Origin of the sequence: Corynebacterium epidermidicanis (assembly GCF_001021025.1) — a bacterium.
GTDB lineage: Bacteria > Actinomycetota > Actinomycetes > Mycobacteriales > Mycobacteriaceae > Corynebacterium > Corynebacterium epidermidicanis.
In genome coordinates, this window is the sequence record NZ_CP011541.1 from 2,171,161 (window position 1) to 2,191,310 (window position 20,150).

Below are 20,150 nucleotides of genomic sequence, written 5' to 3' on the forward strand. Positions count from 1 at the left end.
TGCGTGGGTATTTTGAATGCCTTTGAGGTTGCTCACGATTTTGAGCAATATGAAAGGCAATCGGCGTCAGTGCTAGGCTGCGTTAATACGAAAATGCCCTCGTCCGAAGACGAGGGCATTGCACGTGGCCAGAGCCAGGATCGAACTGGCGACCCCACACTTTTCAGGCGTGTGCTCTACCGACTGAGCTATCTGGCCGTTTGGCATATCGCTAGGATAAACCAGCGACCCTGACGGGACTTGAACCCGCGACCTCCGCCGTGACAGGGCGGCGCGCTAACCAACTGCGCCACAGGGCCATATGCCATACAAGAAACTTGCGTCCCTTGCACGAGGTAAGACTTTACACAGTAGCACCACTAGGGCACAAATCAGCAGGTAGACCAGGATTTTCGACTACAGTCCGCTGGACTTTTCACAACGGAGTTGTATGCGAAACTTGCAGGCATGGGATAAGTAAAGAAAAGTGTGTCTCCGATTCGTGATTTCCGCAGCGTAGTGGGCCTGAAGCCAGTATTTACTGTTGTCTGGGAGCCGTAGCTCGCTCGATGTCGTCGCTTCGATGTAGTCGGACTACCGCTGTGGGATTTTATTCATTAAAAAACGCTGCTCTACGTAGTCGGACTACGCCGAAGCGACGACATAGCACTTGTGCAGCACACCCGCACGGCCGGCAACACGCCGACCGGACACACTTTTCTTTACTTAACCCATTAGCTGCCCCCGCGATTCAGTGCAAAACGAAAGGCCCTCCATCCAACCGGATGAAGAGCCTTTCGCGAAACTAATGCGACCCTGACGGGACTTGAACCCGCGACCTCCGCCGTGACAGGGCGGCGCGCTAACCAACTGCGCCACAGGGCCATATCTAGTTAATAAGGCCCACCCAAAGGTGGACCTTGTACTCCCAACGGGATTCGAACCCGTGTCGCCGCCGTGAAAGGGCGGTGTCCTAGGCCCCTAGACGATGGGAGCGAGCCTTACAAGGTTTCCCTTGCGACGGGAGTTAAATATACGTGATAATCTCGCCAACGCAAAATCGCCCCTTGACCAGCTTTTTTACCGACTGCTTTTTAACGATATGCAGAGGAAAAGTACTGGCTCATCGCGGGGAAGTAATCTTTCTCAAAATCAATCGAAGCCACATCGTCTCCGCGGACTGCAGCGGCAAGACGATCGAGGTAAAACTCCCATCCAGGCCCGATAGATGCAGCTTCCTCCGCATTGTCCACCGCGTGCAGCAGCGCGACCTCTCCATCGGCTACTTGCAGCTCTAGCTCCCACATACCCGTGTCCAGCAGGATCCTCTGCTCGGGTACGCATTCGACGATTTTGACGACCATTGGCGGACCAGGTTCTTCCGCCACCATGGTCACTGCTACCTCGCCAGTTTGCGGGTCGCCTTCAAACGGCCCAAACCACAGCGCTGTCTTGTCGGAATGCGCGACGTAGGGCCACAGCTCGCCGGCTGTGAGCTCGAAGGTCCGGGCGTAGCGCCAGGTTCGGCCGTCGATAAGTGTTGCGGTTGGGTTAGGAGACATTGACGGACCACGCCATCCCGAATTTGTCGGTCACGTGGCCATAGGTGTCGCCCCACGCCTGCTTCTCGAATGGCATGTTGACGGTGCCCCCTTGGCTAAGCTTTTCGACGTAGCTACGGCCTTCCTCGATGTCGTCGCCCCACAGCGACAGCGAGAGATGGTTGCCAATCTGGTACGGATCCTGGCCCATAAAGCCCTCAACGTAGTCCGAGCAGGCAAGTTCAACGACCCCGCCGCTCAAATGCGCGTGGGCTACGAGGTGCGACATCTCCTCGGGAAGATTTGGATCTCCCATTTGACCAAACTCCATGATGTTGAGCTCCCCGCCAAACACTGACTGGTAAAACTCCATGGCTTCGCGAGCGTTTCCGGCAAAAGCAAAATAAGGCACGTTCTTGATTGACATTTCGATGCCTTCGGTCGATTAAGGTCTAGTGTGTTGCCACGAGTGGCGAAAACCAGTCTATTGAGAAACCGGCAAGAACGCTGCTCATGCGAAAACCCCATTGCCCTAAATTTCGGCAATGGGGTGAGAAGTGGGCCCTCCGGGGCTCGAACCCGGGACCTGCGGATTAAAAGTCCGTAGCTCTACCAACTGAGCTAAAGGCCCGATTTGTCAACAATCTTTATTGCTAACGAGATCATAGTTTAGACGCTGACAAAAGATCGACAAAACTAGGCCCCCAATTAGCGATTGGGAACTGCTCCTACCTGCATTCTGGTTCCCACCGCTGCACGCGCTTATCGACGTCCTGGCGCTCGGTATGGCTGCTGATAGGCGCCGGATCACTTCCGGGCTAGTCCACCCTTGTCGGCGCGTTCTGACTGCGACTGCAGGCATCAATAGACGAGTTGCTCAGTCTTTCGTTCGTACCCGCACTGGTGTGGACGGAGAGGCCGCCCAACAAAGCAAACCGCCCACCCCCTATGAAGAATCAGGGCGATGGGCGGCGGGCTGAAGAATCAACCTGGCTAGAAACAAACCAGATTGCTCTCCGCTGCAACAGCAGCGAAGCAAACTACTTCATCGAGCCGGTCTCGAGGAAGCGCTGGTGGAAGGAGAATGCGGTCGCGAGGTCGTGAGGAGTCTGCATGATGGACTTCTCCTGAGCGATCTTCAGAGCGCGGTCGTAGTACTCCTCCAGAAGCGGACGGTAGTCAGGGTGTGCCAGGGCGATGATCTTTTCTACGCGCTGGCGTGGAGCGAGGCCACGGAGGTCTGCGTAGCCGTACTCGGTAATGATGACCTTGACGTCCTGCTCGGTGTGGTCAATGTGGGAGGCGAATGGCACGATGGCCGAAATTGCGCCACCCTTAGCCACGGATGGGGTGATGAAGGAGGAGACGAAGCCGTTGCGGGTGAAGTCCGCGGAGCCACCGACACCGTTCATCATGCGAGAGCCGGAAACGTTGGTGGAGTTGACGTTGCCGTAGATGTCAGCTTCGATCAGGCCGTTGGTAGCGATCAGGCCGAGTCGACGCACGACCTCTGGGTGGTTCGAGATCTGCTGTGGGCGCAGGATGATCGACTCGCGGTACTTGTGGGCGTTCTCGTTCATCTTCTCCGCGTACTCAGGGGACAGAGAGAAGGAGGTTGCGGAAGCAACGGTCATCTTGCCAGCGTCGATCAGATCGACCATGCCGTCCTGGATAACTTCGGTGTATGCCTTGATGTTTTCGAACTTGGAGTCCAGCAGGCCAGCCATCACGGCGTTTGGCACGTTGCCGACGCCAGACTGCATGATGTAGCCATCGTAGCTCAGACGACCAGCCGCAACTTCGCCCTCGAGGAAGTCAAGGAAGTGGCCAGCGATCTGCTTGGAAACCTCATCGACAGGTGCGAATGGCGCGTTGCGGTCTGGAGCGTTGGTCTCAACGACTGCCACAACCTTGTTCAGGTCGATGTCGATCGCGGTGGAACCGATGCGCTGCTCAGGAGCTGTGATTGGGATTGGCTGGCGGTTTGGTAGACGGTTGATGCGGTAGATGTCGTGCATGCCTTCGAGGTTTTCGGACTGCCACGAGTTGACCTCAATGATGATCTTCTCAGCGTTGTCCAGGTACTCGACGTTGTTGCCCACGGAGGAGGAAGGCACGATAGAGCCGTCTTCCTTGATGCGGACTGCTTCTACGATGGCAACGTTCATCTGGCCGAAGAAGCCCTGTTCAACGTAAAGGCCAGATTCAGACAGGTGGTAGTCAGCGTAAAGAGTGATACCTTCGTTGATCTTCTTACGCAGAATCGGATCAGATTGGTACGGGGTGCGGAAGCGCAGGGCGTCGGCCTCAGCGAGCACGCCGTCGCAGTCTGGTGCGGTGGAAGCGCCAGTGAAGAGGTCAATCATGTACTCGTCACCCTTGGCGTGGGCTTCCTTTGCGCGCTCAGCGATAGCGGTAGGCAGCGCCTTTGGGTAACCTGCACCCGTGAAGCCCGAGATGCCAACCTTGTCTCCGTGGTTAACGAACTGTGCGGCTTCCTCAGCGGTCATTACCTTGCCGCGAAGCTGGGCATTCGCAATACGATCAGACATTCATTCCTCCTTGCATGCCGGGGCTTCTCGACGAGAGTTCCCGGGAATCTGTAAATAGTGACCTACGTCGCGAGGTCTTTGTGACTATGGAAACGTATCACTACCATAGTTGTGTAGTCCACAATATCTGATTTTACGCAGGTACAACAGTGTTTTTGCGTAGCTCGTGAAGACAAAGGCCTGGCTACACCCGGATTAAGGCACCCGAAACTTTTCTTCGTGGCTTGTTTGTTTCCCCGCGACACAGCACAATGAGGCGTTGTGTCATTGCAAATCGGATCTCTCACTCTCAACTCGCCCGTCGTCCTAGCCCCGATGGCGGGAGTCACCAACATGCCGTTTCGAGTTCTGTGCCGGGAACAGGAACTGGAAAAAGCTGGTTCGGTATCAGGATTGTATGTGTGTGAGATGATCACCGCACGAGCTCTCGTCGAACGCAATGAAAAGACCATGCACATGATCGCCTTCGACCCTTCGGAGCAACCGCGATCTATGCAGCTGTACACAACTGATCCCGAGTACACCTATCGAGCTGCGAAGATGATCGTTGAGGAGAACCTCGCCGATCATATCGACATGAATTTCGGCTGCCCTGTACCCAAGGTGACGCGTCGTGGCGGAGGTTCAGCTCTGCCATTCAAGCGGCGGTTGTTCGGCAACATCGTCGCAGCTGCAGTCAAAGCCACCGAGGGCACCGATATCCCGGTGACGGTCAAGATGCGAATCGGTATCGACGACGAGCATCACACGCACTTGGATGCCGGGCGTATCGCGGTTGAAGAAGGCGCCGCTGCCGTCGCGCTTCATGGCCGTACCGCGGCGCAGCGCTATTCCGGCACCGCTAACCTCGCGGAAATCAAGCGACTCAAAGAACACTTGGCTCACACGGGTATTCCGGTCCTGGGCAACGGCGACATCTTCGCAGCTAGCGACGCAGAAAAGATGATGGCAGAAACAGGCTGCGACGGAGTCGTCATTGGTCGCGGGTGCCTCGGCAGGCCGTGGTTGTTTGCAGAGCTTTCCGCAACGCTGCGAGGCGTCGATAAGCCTGCCCCTCCGACACTGGGCGAGGTCACCGACGTCATCCTTCGCCACGCGGAGCTGCTCGCTGCGCACAGCGGCGAAGAACATGGACTACGCGAGATGCGCAAGCATATGGGCTGGTACATGCGTGGCTACCCTGTCGGGGGTGAGTTGCGCGCCAGCCTGTCTCGGGTAGCCTCGATGGCCGAGCTCGTGAGCATCCTCGCTCCTCTGGCCGACTCGCCGGCGCTTGCCGACGACGCTGAGGGGCCGCGTGGGAGGCAGGGATCTCCAGGAAAAGTTGTATTACCGGAAGGCTGGCTGGATGATCCAGAAGATGAATCAGTGCCGGAGGGCGCGGATCTTATGCATTCTGGCGGATAACGTCGTGACCTCAGATTTTGCATTTGGCCGACACGCGCCTCAAGTTTCAGCTTTGCTGTAGCGCGCGACATTTTATAGCCCAGGACATATAGTTAATTGGTATGCGTATCGCTTACCGCGAAAATCTCGAAGAATTCGCCTTCAACCTCACCCAGCTCTGCGCCTTCGTGCGCACGACGCTGCAGAAGGCGTCCTTGGCGCTGCTCGAACAGGATCTTCAGGCCGCGGAAGAATGCCTCTCCATGTCCGACGAACTGGAAGAGATGCGCGAGGGATGCGAGCAGCGAGCGGTCGAACTTCTCGCCCTAGAGGGCCCGCTGGCGCGCGATCTTCGTCAAGTGGTGTCATCTATTTACATCGTTGATGAACTTGCCCGTATGGGCGCGCTGGCGATCCATATTGCCCGGGCTGCGCGGCGTCGCCACCCGAACGGCACTGTGCCGGAACCCCTGCTGCCCTACTTCCAGGAAATGTCCCGGCTCTCCCTGGAGATGCTCGACAAGGTGCACGCTTTGCTCGAGGACCCGGATGCCGATGTGGCAATGGTGCTCGTGAAAGACGACGACGCCGTCGATGATCTACATGACCACCTCATGATGATGCTGACGCGTCGTGAGTGGCCTTATTCGACTGTCGAGGCAGTTGACGTGACGCTTCTTAGCCGATTCTTCGAGCGTTTCGCCGACCACACGGTCAACATGGCCTCCCGAATCGTTTATCTCACGACGGGCCTTACCCCTACCGAATACAGCGAACGTCAACGCGACGAAGTTCAAGAAGGCGACTGGGCGAAACGCTTCGCAGAAATCGAAAAGCGATTTAGCTAAGCACTAGATGGGCATACTCGCGTGGACGTGCCCTCCCCAGATACTGGGTTAAACCTGCTTTCTGGTGGTTTTCGTTGTGCCCGCAACACTCTTTCCGATTGTGCGGAGCTTTTGCGACCCAGTCCCCAACCTTCCACGGCAAAAACCCAATAGCGACTCCGTCGCGGCTAATTCGCTGCATGATCGCCAAAGTTGATTCACTTCACAAGCGCTAGATCATGCCTCCGGAGTAGTACTCCTTCCGAGAAAGGCAAATTAGTCGCCGGGAAGTCAGCTGCTCGGTATGCAGCTCTACTCAACGAACCACCCCCAGTTTCATTCTGCATCTTGTCCGATGTCAGCCGACGCTGAATAAGGAAAATGGGCCAGCACATGCTGACCCATTGTGCTGTGCCCTAGGTGGCGGGCACGTTTTTTACGCCCGATAGATCGGGCAGTCGGTTTATCCGAAGCGGCCGGAGATGTAGTCTTCGGTTTCCTTTTTATCTGGGTTCTCGAAGATCTTCTTGGTTGGTCCTACCTCGACGAGGCGACCTGGCTTGCCGGTTGCCTCCAGGGAGTAAAAAGCGGTCTGGTCAGACACGCGAGCTGCCTGCTGCATGTTGTGGGTCACGATCACAATGGTGAAGTCTTCCTTCAGCTCGTGGATCAGATCCTCGACTGCGAGGGTGGAGATTGGGTCCAGAGCGGAGCAGGGCTCGTCCATGAGGAGAACTTCTGGCTCGACTGCGATTGCGCGAGCAATGCACAGACGCTGCTGCTGGCCACCGGAAAGGCCACCACCTGGCTTGTCCAGACGGTCCTTGACTTCTTCCCATAGGTTCGCGCCACGAAGGGATCGCTCTGCAACTTCCTTCAGCTTTGCGCGGTTCTTCTCCCCGGAAAGCTTCAGGCCAGCGACGACGTTTTCTTCGATGGACATAGTTGGGAATGGGTTTGGCTTCTGAAACACCATGCCGATGGTGTTGCGCACAGCTACTGGATCAACTTTTGCGCCATAGATATTCTCGCCGTCGAGCAGGATCTCGCCAGTAACGCGAGCACCTGGGGTCACTTCGTGCATGCGGTTCAGGGTGCGCAGCACGGTGGACTTACCACAGCCGGATGGGCCGATGAATGCGGTGACAGATTTTGGTGGAACGTGGAGGTTTACGTTTTGAACTGCATGGAAGTCGCCGTAGTAAATGTTGACGTTCTTCAGATCGAGGCTCTTCGCCATGGTGGGTCTCCCTTGGAATCTTTCTTCAGGTCGGGGTGTTTAGTGTCGAGCTATTGCTTGACGGAGAACTTCGCGGAGATGATACGGGCACCGATGTTAAGTACCGCAATGATGAGGACCAGGGTCAGAGCTGCGCCCCACATCTTGTCCAGCACGGCTGGGGTGGATCCAGCTTTGTACATGTCGAGCATCATCAGTGGCAACGAGGACTGTGGGGCGCTCATTGGGTTCCAGTTCACGCCCTGGGTCGAACCCACGAGGATCAGCACTGGGGCAGATTCACCCATGACGCGGGCGATTGCGAGCATGACACCAGTAACGATGCCGGACAGTGCGGTCGGGAGCACAATCTTGGCAATAGTCTTCCACTTTGGCACGCCCAAAGCGTAGGAAGCTTCGCGGAGATCCTGCGGGACCACACGGAGCATTTCTTCGGTGTTACGGACGATGACCGGCACCATGAGCAGCACCAAGGCGAGCGCTACGGCCATACCGGAGCGTTCAAAACCGAACAGCACGATCCACACCGAGTAAACAAACAGTGCCGAAACAATCGACGGCACACCAGACAAAATGTCAACCATGAAGGTGGTGGTTCGACCCAGGCGGTTTCCGTTGGAATACTCCACCATGTAGATAGCGGTGAAGATACCGATTGGGATCGAGATGATCGATGTCAGGGTGGCCTGCACGAAGGTACCGATGATGGCGTGTAGCGCACCGCCACCAGGTTTGGTGATACGGACACTCAGTTGGGAGGTGGTCCACCAGTCTGGGGTGATGATCGCAGAGAAGCCCTTGGAGAATACTTCCCACAAGACCCACACGAGTGGGACGAGTGCCAGGAACATGGCGAAGTAGATGACTGCAGTGGCGACAACGTTGGCGGTCTTGCGGCCCGAGGAGATGTCGTCGAACGCAGACTTCTGAGCAAGCGTTGGCGATTCCGTAGTTTGAACAGCGTGTGACATTTGTGTACCTACTTCTTCCGGTTAACCACTGCGCGAGCTGCTGCATTGACGAGGAACGTCAAACAGAACAGCACGAGGCCGGCGGCGATGTAGGCGCCTGCCTTGGTGTTGTCGTTGAACTCTGGAGCAGCATTTGCAATGACAGTTGCGAAGGTGGTGCCGCCGTCGAAAAGCGAGGCACGGAATGCTGAAGATGGGGAGATAACCAGGTAAAGCGCCATGGTCTCGCCAAGTGCGCGGCCAAGGCCGAGCATTGCGCCCGAGATGTAGCCCGAGAGGCCGAATGGAAGGACCGTGAGCTTCACGACTTCCCAGCGGGTTGCACCCAGAGCTAGAGCGGACTCGATGTGACCCTTTGGCGTCTGAACGAAGACTTCGCGGGCGGTCGCTGCAATAATTGGCAGGATCATCACTGCGAGCACGATTGCACCGGTCAAGAGGTTACGCGAGGTAGCAAACGAAGGAGAGTTCTCGTAGACCTTGAACAGGAAGAACCCACCAGCCCAGCCGTTGATCCATTCGAAGAAACCGGAAAGCGTAGGACCGAGTACGCGGGCACCCCACAGGCCGTAAACGATCGATGGAACTGCAGCGAGAAGGTCGACCAGGAAGCCAAGTGGCTTCACCAGACGCTTAGGTGCGTAGTTGGATAAGAAGATTGCGATGCCAAGAGCGACTGGCATGGCGATGATTAGGGCCACGATCGAAACAGTAAACGTGACGGCGAGGAGGTTCGGGATACCGAAGTACATTGCCGAGGTATCAGCAGTATTCCAGTCGCCGGAATAGGTAAAGAAGCCAGGAATTCCCTCTGCGTTACGCATGAGAGAAGGAACGGCACGCCACAACAGGAACAGGCCAATTGCGCCGATCAGGATCGTGATGAATGCAGCAGAGAAAGTAGAAAGCGATTCAAATACTCGGTCGCCTGGGCGCTTGACAGAGCCACTGGCATTGGTAGCTCCCACAGCGGGATCTTTGTGTACGGCAGCACCGGTAATGGATGGGATAACGTCTTCGACGCGTTCCTCACCAACGATATCGGCGCCGGGTCCGGCAAGTTTTTCAGCCATGCGGAATGTGTCCTTAAAGCTAGAAAGCGGGGTGTTTCGGCGTTTTCCGTGTGGAGTTCGGTCACCCACGTGCGGCCATTCAGACTTAACCAATCAAGATCGTGATTAACCAGCGCCGATTATTGCAGCCAAGTGCCCCCGTTGAGTCGATCCACAACGAGGGCATCAGAACTGTAAGGAAAGCAGGCTTTATGTTGCTACCTGCCTCCCAGATTCTTGGGTCTTACTGGATAGCGTCGACGGCGGTCTTCAGCTTGTTCTTAAACTCGCCAGAGACTGGGATGTAACCCTCGGAAGCCAACTCATCGTCCTGGTTCTCGAGAACAACAGTGAGGAAGTCCTTGACGCGGTTCTTAGTCTCAGCGTCGTAACCCTTGGAGCAGACGATTTCGTAGGTGGTCAGAACCAGTGGGTACGCACCGTCTTCCTTCATTTCGAAGAGCTTGGTGGAGTCAACAACCATGTTGTTGCCCTCGCCCTTGTAGGAGAGCTTTGCCAAAGCCTTGTTAACGGAATCCTTGTTCAGCTCAACAGCGCCGTTGCCGAAGTCCATCTTGGAGATGCCCAGACCAGCGTCTTCAGCGAAGCCGGACTCAACGTAGGTGATTGCGCCCTCGGTAGCCTTGACTTCGTCAACAACACCGGTGGAGCCCTGCGCACCAGCACCGGTGCCGGATGGGAAGGACTTTCCGGAGCCTTCCCAAACACCGTTGGAGGTGGACTTCAGGAACTTTTGGAAGTTGTCGGTTGTGCCGGACTCTTCAGAGCGGTAAACAACCTTGATGTCGGAAGAAGGAAGCTTTGCATCCTTGTTGACTGCAGCGATTGCTGGGTCGTTCCAGGTCTTGATCTCGCCCTTGAAGATCTTCGCGGTCAGTTCTGGGGTCAGAACCAAGCCCTTGACGTCCTTCAGGTTGTAGGCGACAGCAACTGGGCCGATAACCATTGGCAGGTGCCATGCTTCATTGCCGCCACAGCGCTGCTTAGCAGCCTCGATCTGGTCGTCCTTCAGAGCGGAGTCAGAGCCACCGAAAGCAACCTGGCCTGCGATGAACTGCTTCTGACCGGAGCCGGAACCGGTTGCGTTGTAAGACAGCTGAGCGCCTGGAACAGCTTCCTGGTAAGCCTGGCCGAACAGGGACATTGCCTTCTGCTGAGAAGATGCGCCTTCAGCGACGAGCTGGCCGGTGGTGCCGGACAGGCCTTCGATCTTCTTTGCGGTGGACTCGCCACCCTTGTCAGCGGACTCGGAGCAAGCGGTCAGAGCGATGGAGCCAGCGGCGATAACGCCGAGGACAGAGATAGAACGCTTGAAATTGCGATTCACGGGGTATTCCTCCGGTGCAGTTGGTTGTTTATTCAGACAACGCCGCGAAAGTCCATGATGTGGACACCCGCAGGAACCAATACACGGAAGGATTCCGATAGGCGTTGCTTCGTTCTGCAACTTATGGGGTCAAAGTTTCCTTTAGGACGCTAAAAGGTTAACTTCAGGTGAATTTCCCAAATGTTCAACTGAGCTCCCCCATTCATCTCCTCACGATTACCTAGAATTAACCGACCATTCAGATTTAGGTGCGGTGTAAACAGCGTGCGATTCGACGACGGCAAATCCCAGCTTTTCATATGCCGAAATAGCCGATTTGTTGTCCGCTTCAACATAAAGCTCGACCAGCTCAGCCCCATGATTCCAGAGCACTTCCAACCCAGCAGAAATTAGGGCCGACCCCAATCCTTTTCTGCGTCCGCGATCCGCTAATCCCACTACGTACACTTCGCCCACAGCTGCTTTTCCTGTGACCTGCGCCTCCAACCATTTCACCCAGTGAAACCCCATAACTTCGGGGGTAGTTTCTGCCCCCATGCGCACCAGCAGAAGAACATCATCCGGATTGAACCACGAGGATTCTTGAGCCCGAGCCCAGCGTTCTTCATCCCACCCGCCCTGTTCAGGGTGCCACGCAAACGCCTCATTATTTACTCGGATTAACTCCTGATCTGCACTCTTACCCCAACGGTTCCGGGCCTCAGCCAAAGTCAATAGCTGATAGTCCGCGCTAGGTTGCACTGCTGGTAAGCGAGTCTTTGTTGCCATTACCAGCAGTTCACGGGTTTTTTCGGCCGAGAACCCGGACACGAAGCCTTGGGCTGGTGGCAAATTGCCGTGCGCCCACAATGAAAGGTTGCCATCCCCATAGGAAGCCGCTGCAACAAGTCGATGTGCAACACCGCGGCGTCGATAAGCAGGGGTTACCGCTAGCTCCGCTTGGTCGGCAGCTAGTCCTAACACCCCGACAATTCGGCCATCGAGCTGGGCTAAGAAGTGCTGGTGAGCCAAACGAGTGTCAGTGAGGCCGTGGATGAATTGTTCAGAGAACGCTGCCACGCCGTCGTGCTGCTGCACGTCGGCTAACAGTTGTTGGACCTTATCGGCCAAGTGGCGAGCGTCGGGCAGGTGGAGCTGGGTGATAGTCAAGGGAGTCTGGGTCATAACCGCCCAGGGTAGTCGGAAAATGGTTCCCATCGGGTAGAAATAGAGAGTGTGAACACGCGTTTACTGCCAAGGTCTCGACGGCTCGCAGCCGCAATCGTGGCCATGAGTTGCCTTGTGGGGTGTTATGTCGTCGATAGCGCCTGCGCGATGCACGCCGAACAGCGCATAGCCACGGATACTGAACGCTACGCCAGACTAGAAGTGGCTCCCCGCGTATACATCGGTGGATTCCCCTACCTTTCCAACTATTTTCGATCGGAAACACCAAGCCTCTCCGCTGAGGTTCTCGACATCACCGTCCCTGGATTTGGGCTGGTCAACGCCCGCACCGACGTCACTGACCTCACCCTCACTAAGGAGCAACTGCGCACCGGACACCTCGAATCGGTCCCGGCCAAACTACTCACCCGCAAGCTGCGTCTCGACGGCGTGGCGATGGGCAAATTCCTTGGTATCACCGACCTTGACATTTCCAACCCCTACGACATTTCCCCATCCGGTGGCCCTGCCTCGGAAGTTCAACTGACCGGAACTCCGGCTGGTTTTAGTAAACCGGTCACGGTCATAGCAGCGTTGCGCATCACGGACACCACGATCACCCTGACTCCGCGCGAGCTTCGCGACGTGCCACCCGGCCAAGAAGACGCCACGCGTGAGGCCTTCAGCTGGTCAATTGACTCCGGGCTACTACCCATGCCCACCAGGGCGAACCGCGTCTATTGCCAGGGTGGATCGATCTACTTCGAATCCGAGCAACGCAACATCGTCATCGACGCCTCTGACCTGTCCCCTATTTCCATCCACGATTAAAACTACGCACCAAAACCGGCACCGCACACACTCAAGGACTAGCCGAAGCCCAGCTCACAGTCTGGTGCTTTTAGCCGAAAATCGCCGCGCGCTAAGCTGGAACGCATGAGCCAAACCCCTGAAGAACTACCTAACGACAATTCCGCGAAGCTAAGCGGCTCCGATGCTGTGAACTTGGCCGAAGAACAGGCAAAAAACACGGCACACCGCAATATCCCTGGTCTAGGAGAATTGCCCATTCCCGATGACACCGCAAACCTCCGCCAAGGGCCTAACCTGCACGATGGGCTGTTGGCCCTCCTGCCACTCATCGGGGTGTGGCGAGGCGAAGGCCAAGCGGACACCGTAGTCGATGGACAGTACAACTTCGGCCAGGAAATCACTTTTGCCCACGATGGCGAAAACTACATTGCTTACCACACTCGCTTGTGGAAGCTAGACGAGAATGGCGAGTCTACGGGTGCTGACCTACGCGAAACCGGGTTCATCCGGATCGACGAAAAAGACGAGATCGAGTTTATCGTGTGCCATTCGACTGGCGTCGTAGAGATCTTCTATGGCAACCCGCTCAACGAGCGCGCTTGGCAGCTAGAAAGCGCATCCACCATGGTGACCGCATCCGGCCCGTCTGCGCTCGGCCCTGGCAAGCGCCTCTACGGCCTGCTGCCTACCAACGAGCTGGGCTGGGTCGACGAGCGCATGGTCGCCGGCGAACTTCGCCCTCGCATGTCAGCACAGCTCAAGCGCGTGATTGGCTAATTCCTTCGAAGTCCTGCAAACGAACCATGATCGTTTGCAGGACTTTTGTCTTCTATTTTCGGTTTGCCATCCAATAGCAACCTAGAGACGACCAGAGACAGTACACAAATAATGGTTGCTGAAGCCCATATGTTTTCCGGTTTTGTTAGCGAAGGCATAGTTAATCCTAATTGCAACGGTGTTCGTGGAGGTTCTAGATCCAATCTCCTTTGTCAGGCCGGGCACTCTCTAACCGGGCCAAGCACGCTCTAAGTTCTATCCACCGTAAAGGGAAGTTCAGTTGTCGAGGCGATCACATGGCATTGAAATTGCTGCCGGACGGTTGCTTTCGATTTGATGTCAGGGAAAGCGGCTTCCCATTCGGCCCATCCCGCATCACGCATGATTGCTTGTCCCGCTACATATCCACCAACGCTACAACCTCCCGTCACCACAACGGCACCCCACGGTGAGACTGTGCCGTTTTAGACTGCGTCGCCATTCCATTCACCCTGCCAGAAATCTTTGAAGAGATGCTTCCCAAGGAATGGGCCGGCAACGATTGGATAGCCATCCTTCGATTGTGGAGTTACACGCTGAACGAGCGAATTGTCTCGGATTTCAAACTCGTTGCACACCTGGTTTTCTTGAGCAACCTTAGCCCAGGCTGGTGCGATTCCCGCAACGAATCTTTGCCCAGCTTCTACAAAGCCATTTTTCACCATCAGCATTCGCGCACTTTCGTCAGGATAAACTGTCACAGTCGAGATCGTTCCGTCATGCTGATCAAACATAACTGACCGCACCCGTTGGCTTTCCGGCTTGTTCTGCCCATCCTGGATTTTGTCAATCTTCATCACGAGGTCACCCAGCTCCGCATTGAAGCACCCCTCCCCTTTACCACCAGTCACAGCCGACCGAGACGCTCCCAATTCTTCGGAATCTGATGTAGTGGGCTCGATACCAATTAGCTTTGCTACTTCATCGCTACTGAGTCAAGTGGATTCCTCGGCATGAGCAATCGGTTGCCCTAACATGCATCCAAGGGTGACCAAAAACTGAAATTCTACGTCGATTCAAGGTGTCTCCAATGTTGTCTTTACTGGACACCCTGACAGTAACTACGGAACGACATAAATGGAATCACAATCCAACAACTAAATGATAACGATCTTGCATAACGTTAACTAGTGGAGGATCCCTATCCCCGCTCCGGAATCTCTATTCCCTTCAGATACTTATCCAGGTCAAACGCATCACCTGACTTCGTGATGATCCGATCGTCGAGCTGCGTCACACGCACGGCGCCGCGGACGGAAGAAACGAGCCACACACTGTCCGCTTTGAGCAAATCGCTCTTAGTGAGTGGCTTTTCCTTGCACGAGAAGCCGGCCGCAGTGGCCTGCGAAAACAACGCTGCTTGCGTCGTGCCGGGCAGCACATCTCCGCCAGTCAGTGGAGTTCGAATCTTGTGTCCACGGATACTTAGGACGGTGGAAGTAGCCCCTTCGAGCACATTCTCACCGTCACAGAAAATGACATCATCAAACCCTTGGGACTTCGCATAGCGCAGCGCCGACATGTTCGCGGCATAGCCCAGCGATTTTACACCTGACACTGCCCATGGGGTCTCTTCGGTGAGTCGATAGCCACGCGGGCCGGTCATCGCTTTGACGCCATGCTCGCGCTGCCACAGTATCTCGGGGCTGACCGGGCTGATGACCATCCAAGCAGTGGGGATATCCCGCCGCGATTCCCGACCCCGGCTCAATGTCCAGCGGCAGGTCGCCTCGATACCTGGATGCAGGTTTTCCCATTCCGCGCAAGCATCGGCGGTGGCCTTAGACCAATGCGACGCCTTCGGCTCCGGAATTCCCAATGCGACAGCCGAGCGTTGGAATCGACGCACGTGTCGCTCCAAATTCACCACTTTGCCATCCACTACACGCAGGGTCTCAAAAACGCCCTCTCCTCGAGTGACAGCGAAATCATCGACGTAAAGCAAAGGTAGCGTCGGCAGGTGCGCGCGTGTCGAACCGCCGAACGGCTCAATCACGAAAATCAGTGGGGCAATCTTCGGGGAACCCATGCCTACCAGATTACGCGCTATTGAAGCGCGCTAACATCGGGAAGCGTGGCTACTACTTATCGATCTCCTCTCCTCGATCACCCCGGCGCCGCCGAACTCCAGGACGAAAGCACACTTGTCGACGCCCGTGGTGTCGCCTGGCACTACGGCGCGCCACTGCAAGAACAGCAGCTTCTCAGTTCCACCACTGGAATTGTGGACCGGTCCCATCGGGTCATCTTCCTGGTCAGTGGCGAGGATGCCGCCACGTTCCTGAATAATTTGCTTTCCCAAAAGCTGGACGACGCCCAACCTGGCCTCTCCACCAGCGCCTTGGACCTCGATGTGCAGGGACACATCGCCCACCATCTTGATATCGCAGTGACGCGGGTTGGTTTCTATCTCGATGTCCCGGCAGGCCAAGCCGACAGCCTCCAGGACTACTTGAACAAGATGGTGTTCTGGTCCCAAGTCACAATCGAACGAACCGACCTAGCGTTGCTCACCCTGCTGGGCGATCCACTAGACTGCCCGAACGCACATTTTGTGCGCGGCGTTGATTGGTCACAGCTGCGCCGCACGGACCTGGCGGTGCCACGTGCAGAGCTGGTAGCTACGGTAACTCAGCTGGAAGCCGCTGGTGGCAAGCTCGTGGGCCTCATGGCTTTTACTGCGGAACGTGTCAAGGCATGGGAGCCGGAGTTGTTTGCCGACCTCGACAATCGGTCAATTCCACATGAGTCATCTTTCCTCCTCACTCACGCGGTGCATTTGAATAAAGGCTGCTACCGCGGGCAGGAGACTGTTTCTCGCGTCCACAATTTGGGGCGCGCACCCCGGGCACTCGTGCAAGTGCACCTCGACGGCAGCGTTCCACAGCTTCCGACCGCGGGCGCCGAAATTATCGCCAATGGGCGGGTGATAGGGCGCCTCGGCACTATCGTCGATGACTGCGACTACGGCCCCTCCGCATTGGCGTTAATCAAACGTTCGGCACTCGATGCGACTGCGCTGCAGACTGGAGACTGTGCCCTCACGATTGAAAAGGCCTCGTTGCCACAAGATGATGGGGAGAGGCCGGGACGCAGCGCCATTAATCGGCTACGGGGAATGTAAAGGTCGAAAAATAGTTCAACAGTTCTAGGTGGTTTGGTACACCGGGCCACCTATTTGGCCTTGCCGTTACCAGCGCAAACACGCCTACTGTAACCCCGTTGCAGAAATTTTCGTCACCACCCGCTATTGTGTGTAAACAGGAATACATACATTACGTAAAAATTAGCCCTGGGGCGCCGATCATTCCGTGCGCCCCGTTTACCTCAAGGGGGTCAGGCCATGGGTCGCGGCCGTGCCAAGGCAAAGCAAGCCAAGGTTGCTCGTCAGCTGAAGTACAACACGCCAGAGATGGATCTCGACCAGCTCCAACGAGAGCTGGCTGGGAAAGCAGCTGAAGGGTCCTCCTACGATCACGACAGTGACGACTACGAGGATCCTTACGCTGACTGGACCGACGAAGACTGGGATAACTCCGGTCTCGAACGTCGCTAGCGGGTATTCCTTCACCAAGTCAGCGAGGTAACCACCCTAGACACCCTGTAGGAAATTTACTACAGAGGATTCGCAAGGGCCGTTACCTCGCTTTTCCATGCGGCTTTTTCGGATCCTCACACGCACGGCAACTTCTACAAACGGCTAGACCCCCGCCCCGCAGCATGCGGAAGCAGGGGTCTAGACAAGAGACTTAAAAAGTTAGGCCGCAGGATGCGAATCCTTCATGATGACAGCAGGCTCGTCAGCATTTTCGGAAGCGCGGACGGTGCCCAGCTCCCAGGCGTCGATATGGCGCGCGGTGAGCATGGCGAGAGCGCGGTCACGATCGGCTGCCGACACGACGGCCACCATGCCTACGCCCATGTTGAAGGTCTTCTCCATCTCAGCTTGTGGGACCTTGCCCAGGGATTCGATGGTGCGGAAAATCGGGCCGGGTGTCCAGGTAGCACGCGAAATCTCAGCGGTCATGCCAGCAGGGATAACGCGGGCCAAGTTACCTGCGAGCCCACCGCCTGTGACATGGCAGAAGGTGTGTACGTCGCACTCATTGATGAGCGCGAGGCAGTCGAGGGCGTAGATCTTGGTTGGCTCCAACAGCTCCTCACCCAGGGTGCGTCCGAGCTCTTCGACATAGCCGTCGAGTGGCAGACCGGCCTTCTCCAGGAGCACGTGCCGGGCCAGAGAGTAACCGTTGGAGTGAAGGCCGGAGGACTTCATGCCAATCAGCACGTCGCCGGAGCGGACGCGATCTGGGCCCAAGACGTCTTCGGCCTCGACCACACCAACGGCGGTGGCGGACACGTCGTAATGATCCGGTTCCATCACGCCAGGGTGCTCAGCGGTTTCGCCGCCGAGGAGGGCACAGCCTGCCTGCACACAGCCTTCAGCGATGCCCTTCACGATCTCCGCAACATGCTCGGGAACCACCTTGCCGATGGCGATGTAGTCCTGCAAGAACAGCGGTTCTGCGCCACACACCACCAAGTCATCCACGCACATTGCCACCAAGTCAATACCGATGGTGTCATGCTTGTTCATTGCTTGCGCGACGGCGAGTTTGGTGCCCACGCCGTCGGAACCTGCAGCCAGGAGCGGCTCTTTGTACTTCCCCAGGGCGAAAAGACCAGCGAACCCTCCGAGGCCACCGCGGACCTCAGGGCGGGAAGCACGCTTGGCGTGTGGGGCGAACAATTCAACGGCCCGGTCACCGGCCTCGATGTCGACGCCAGCGGCCGCGTACGATACGCCTTGTTCGTCGTGGTGTTCAGTCATGACTGCGGTCTCTTCTCCTGGTTTTTGTTAATAGGTTCCATGATTGCTGCATGTAGAAAATGCTGCGTTAAGATTTCTGCATTTTTCGCACGAGGTCTGCGTTGGGGTTGCCAGCTGGCAATCCCAACGGGTACTTTCCATCAAAGCAGGCGCAGCATAGATTCTCGCGCTTCTCTCGGGTGGCTTCCACCATGCCGTCAACAGATACATAGCCTAGCGAGTCGGCTCCGAGCGCAACGCGCACGGATTCGACCATAGCGGCTTCGTCATTGCTGTCGACGTTGTTGGCGATCAGTTCGCCCGGCGAAGCGAAATCAATGCCGTAGAAGCACGGCCACTTCACGGGTGGCGACGCAATACGCACGTGCACCTCAGCGGCGCCGGCTTCACGAAGCATCCGGATCAGCGCGCGCTGGGTATTGCCACGCACGATGGAGTCATCAACGACCACCAGTCGCTTCCCGGCAATCTCTTCCTTCAACGGATTGAGCTTCAGCCGGATACCCAGCTGACGAATCGTCTGGGTCGGCTGGATAAACGTACGGCCCACGTAGGCGTTCTTCACCAGGCCCAGACCGAACGGAATTCCCGACCCCTGCGCGTAGCCCACAGCTGCTGGGGTGCCGGAATCCGGGGTTGGCATAACCATGTCCGCGTCCGCCGGCCACTCTGCTGCTAGTCGACGCCCAATTTCCACACGGGAGGCGTGCACCGACTGTCCACCAATGACGGAGTCCGGGCGAGCGAGGTAGACATGCTCGAAGACGCACAACTTCCGCTTGGTCTCAGCAAACCGGATCGAATGGATACCAGAGGCGTCGATGCGCAGCATTTCGCCAGGTTCGACGTCACGAACGAAGGAAGCACCCACGATGTCGAGGGCACACGTCTCAGAAGCAACGACCCAGCCGTTGTCGAGGCGACCAATAGAAAGTGGGCGCACACCATGCGGGTCACGAGCTGCATAGAGACTTTCGCTGTCCATGAAAGCCAGGCAGAATGCGCCTTCGATGCGGGGAAGTAGTTCCGCCGCGGCATCGAAAATGCTCTTTCCATCAGCCGCGCTGTGTGAAAGCAGGGCGGTCATGATGTCAGAATCTGAAGGTTGCTTCTTGGGGTCGACGAGGCCGAGTTCCGTCGCTTCGTCGAGAAGCTCTAGGTAGTTGACCAGGTTTCCGTTGTGCCCGAGGGCAACGTCTGCCCCGTCCGGGGTCATGCGGAACATTGGCTGGGAGTTTTCCCAGGAAACCCCGCCTGCGGTTGAGTATCGGGTGTGCCCGATCGCTAGGTCGCCTTTGAGGGCGCCGAGGGATTGTTCGTCGAATACTTGGCTGACGAGGCCTAGGTCTTTGAATACGACGATAGAATCGCCGTCAGCCACCGCGATACCGGCGGCTTCTTGGCCACGGTGTTGCAGGGCGTAGAGGCCATAGTAGGTCAATTTGGCTACGTCTTCACCTGGAGCCCACACACCGAAAACGCCACACTCTTCGCGAGGAGGGTTCTCATTGTGGTCATCGAGATCAAGCCGATTCGTGCTTACGTTATCTGCCACGGTGCTTAACTCTAGCCTGTCAAGCCCATAACCACCAGAACCCATGCACTACCAGCACAAACAATGCCTCTCGACGTCAAGATGTTGCTTTAG

Annotated in this window: 18 protein-coding genes and 5 tRNA genes; 6 read left to right on the top strand and 17 right to left on the bottom strand. The window is 56.6% G+C overall.

Annotated features, from left to right (window positions below; all coding sequences use genetic code 11):
• Positions 1–125: 125 nt before the first annotated feature.
• The 8 genes from CEPID_RS09980 to CEPID_RS10015 all read right to left on the bottom strand — a co-directional run bounded on the left by CEPID_RS09980 (position 126) and on the right by CEPID_RS10015 (position 4,072).
• Positions 126–198: transfer RNA gene (locus CEPID_RS09980), tRNA-Phe, on the bottom strand.
• A 27-nt stretch (positions 199–225) separates the two neighbouring features.
• Positions 226–299 (bottom strand) — tRNA-Asp (locus tag CEPID_RS09985).
• A 491-nt stretch (positions 300–790) separates the two neighbouring features.
• A tRNA-Asp gene (locus tag CEPID_RS09990) sits at positions 791–864 on the bottom strand.
• A 38-nt stretch (positions 865–902) separates the two neighbouring features.
• A tRNA-Glu gene (locus CEPID_RS09995) sits at positions 903–975 on the bottom strand.
• Between the two features lie 98 nt (positions 976–1,073).
• A complete protein-coding gene (locus CEPID_RS10000; protein ID WP_052843519.1) occupies positions 1,074–1,541 on the bottom strand; it encodes an SRPBCC family protein in 468 nt (155 codons plus the stop codon).
• Complete coding sequence (locus CEPID_RS10005) at positions 1,531–1,947, bottom strand: VOC family protein (protein ID WP_047240837.1); 417 nt, start codon at positions 1,945–1,947, stop codon at positions 1,531–1,533. The genes CEPID_RS10000 and CEPID_RS10005 overlap by 11 nt, the downstream gene beginning before the upstream one ends.
• Before the next feature lie 131 nt (positions 1,948–2,078).
• Positions 2,079–2,151, bottom strand: a tRNA-Lys gene (locus CEPID_RS10010).
• 409 nt (positions 2,152–2,560) lie between these two features.
• A complete protein-coding gene (locus tag CEPID_RS10015) occupies positions 2,561–4,072 on the bottom strand; it encodes an acetyl-CoA hydrolase/transferase family protein (protein WP_047240838.1) in 1,512 nt (503 codons plus the stop codon).
• A 261-nt stretch (positions 4,073–4,333) separates the two neighbouring features.
• On the opposite strand from CEPID_RS10015, the gene dusB reads away from it, so the two are divergent.
• Positions 4,334–5,479, top strand: a complete 1,146-nt coding sequence (gene dusB / locus CEPID_RS10020) for a tRNA dihydrouridine synthase DusB (RefSeq protein WP_047240839.1) — start codon at positions 4,334–4,336, stop codon at positions 5,477–5,479.
• Between the two features lie 101 nt (positions 5,480–5,580).
• Positions 5,581–6,306 (top strand): phosphate signaling complex protein PhoU, encoded by a 726-nt coding sequence (gene phoU / locus CEPID_RS10025; RefSeq protein WP_047240840.1) that lies wholly within the window; start codon positions 5,581–5,583, stop codon positions 6,304–6,306.
• Between the two features lie 442 nt (positions 6,307–6,748).
• On the opposite strand, the gene pstB is transcribed toward phoU, so the two are convergent.
• From pstB to mshD, 5 genes are all read right to left on the bottom strand, one after another.
• Positions 6,749–7,525 carry a phosphate ABC transporter ATP-binding protein PstB gene (gene pstB, locus CEPID_RS10030; RefSeq protein ID WP_047240841.1) on the bottom strand — a complete coding sequence of 259 codons (777 nt, stop codon included), beginning with the start codon at positions 7,523–7,525 and terminating at the stop codon, positions 6,749–6,751.
• A 50-nt stretch (positions 7,526–7,575) separates the two neighbouring features.
• The gene (gene pstA / locus CEPID_RS10035; protein ID WP_047240842.1) at positions 7,576–8,496 is read right to left on the bottom strand and encodes a phosphate ABC transporter permease PstA; all 921 of its coding nucleotides are present in this window, start codon (positions 8,494–8,496) and stop codon (positions 7,576–7,578) included.
• An 8-nt stretch (positions 8,497–8,504) separates the two neighbouring features.
• Entirely contained in the window at positions 8,505–9,569 is a 1,065-nt protein-coding gene (pstC, locus tag CEPID_RS10040; protein WP_047240843.1) for a phosphate ABC transporter permease subunit PstC, read from the bottom strand.
• A 223-nt stretch (positions 9,570–9,792) separates the two neighbouring features.
• Positions 9,793–10,896, bottom strand: coding sequence for a phosphate ABC transporter substrate-binding protein PstS (pstS, locus tag CEPID_RS10045; protein WP_047240844.1), 1,104 nt, complete (start codon positions 10,894–10,896; stop codon positions 9,793–9,795).
• A 216-nt stretch (positions 10,897–11,112) separates the two neighbouring features.
• Positions 11,113–12,060 carry a mycothiol synthase gene (gene mshD, locus CEPID_RS10050; RefSeq protein ID WP_047240845.1) on the bottom strand — a complete coding sequence of 316 codons (948 nt, stop codon included), beginning with the start codon at positions 12,058–12,060 and terminating at the stop codon, positions 11,113–11,115.
• Between the two features lie 51 nt (positions 12,061–12,111).
• Here mshD and CEPID_RS10055 point away from each other — a divergent pair, with 51 nt between their 5' ends.
• Both CEPID_RS10055 and CEPID_RS10060 read left to right on the top strand, forming a co-directional pair.
• The gene (locus CEPID_RS10055; RefSeq protein WP_144413510.1) at positions 12,112–12,873 is read left to right on the top strand and encodes an LmeA family phospholipid-binding protein; all 762 of its coding nucleotides are present in this window, start codon (positions 12,112–12,114) and stop codon (positions 12,871–12,873) included.
• A gap of 105 nt (positions 12,874–12,978) precedes the next feature.
• Positions 12,979–13,632 (top strand): FABP family protein, encoded by a 654-nt coding sequence (locus CEPID_RS10060; RefSeq protein WP_047240847.1) that lies wholly within the window; start codon positions 12,979–12,981, stop codon positions 13,630–13,632.
• Positions 13,633–14,096: 464 nt separating this feature from the next.
• Here CEPID_RS10060 and CEPID_RS10065 read toward each other — a convergent pair whose 3' ends face one another.
• Together CEPID_RS10065 and CEPID_RS10070 are read right to left on the bottom strand one after the other, a co-directional pair.
• A complete protein-coding gene (locus tag CEPID_RS10065; protein ID WP_144413511.1) occupies positions 14,097–14,471 on the bottom strand; it encodes a hypothetical protein in 375 nt (124 codons plus the stop codon).
• A 341-nt stretch (positions 14,472–14,812) separates the two neighbouring features.
• Positions 14,813–15,700, bottom strand: a complete 888-nt coding sequence (locus CEPID_RS10070) for an aminodeoxychorismate lyase (RefSeq protein ID WP_047240849.1) — start codon at positions 15,698–15,700, stop codon at positions 14,813–14,815.
• 45 nt (positions 15,701–15,745) lie between these two features.
• On the opposite strand from CEPID_RS10070, the gene ygfZ reads away from it, so the two are divergent.
• Positions 15,746–16,795, top strand: coding sequence for a CAF17-like 4Fe-4S cluster assembly/insertion protein YgfZ (gene ygfZ, locus CEPID_RS10075; protein WP_047240850.1), 1,050 nt, complete (start codon positions 15,746–15,748; stop codon positions 16,793–16,795).
• 219 nt (positions 16,796–17,014) lie between these two features.
• Complete coding sequence (locus tag CEPID_RS10080) at positions 17,015–17,227, top strand: DUF3073 domain-containing protein (RefSeq protein ID WP_047240851.1); 213 nt, start codon at positions 17,015–17,017, stop codon at positions 17,225–17,227.
• A gap of 201 nt (positions 17,228–17,428) precedes the next feature.
• On the opposite strand, the gene purM is transcribed toward CEPID_RS10080, so the two are convergent.
• The gene (gene purM, locus CEPID_RS10085) at positions 17,429–18,502 is read right to left on the bottom strand and encodes a phosphoribosylformylglycinamidine cyclo-ligase (protein WP_047240852.1); all 1,074 of its coding nucleotides are present in this window, start codon (positions 18,500–18,502) and stop codon (positions 17,429–17,431) included.
• A 67-nt stretch (positions 18,503–18,569) separates the two neighbouring features.
• Positions 18,570–20,102, bottom strand: coding sequence for an amidophosphoribosyltransferase (gene purF / locus CEPID_RS10090; RefSeq protein ID WP_083984445.1), 1,533 nt, complete (start codon positions 20,100–20,102; stop codon positions 18,570–18,572).
• Between the last annotated feature and the right edge of the window lie 48 nt (positions 20,103–20,150).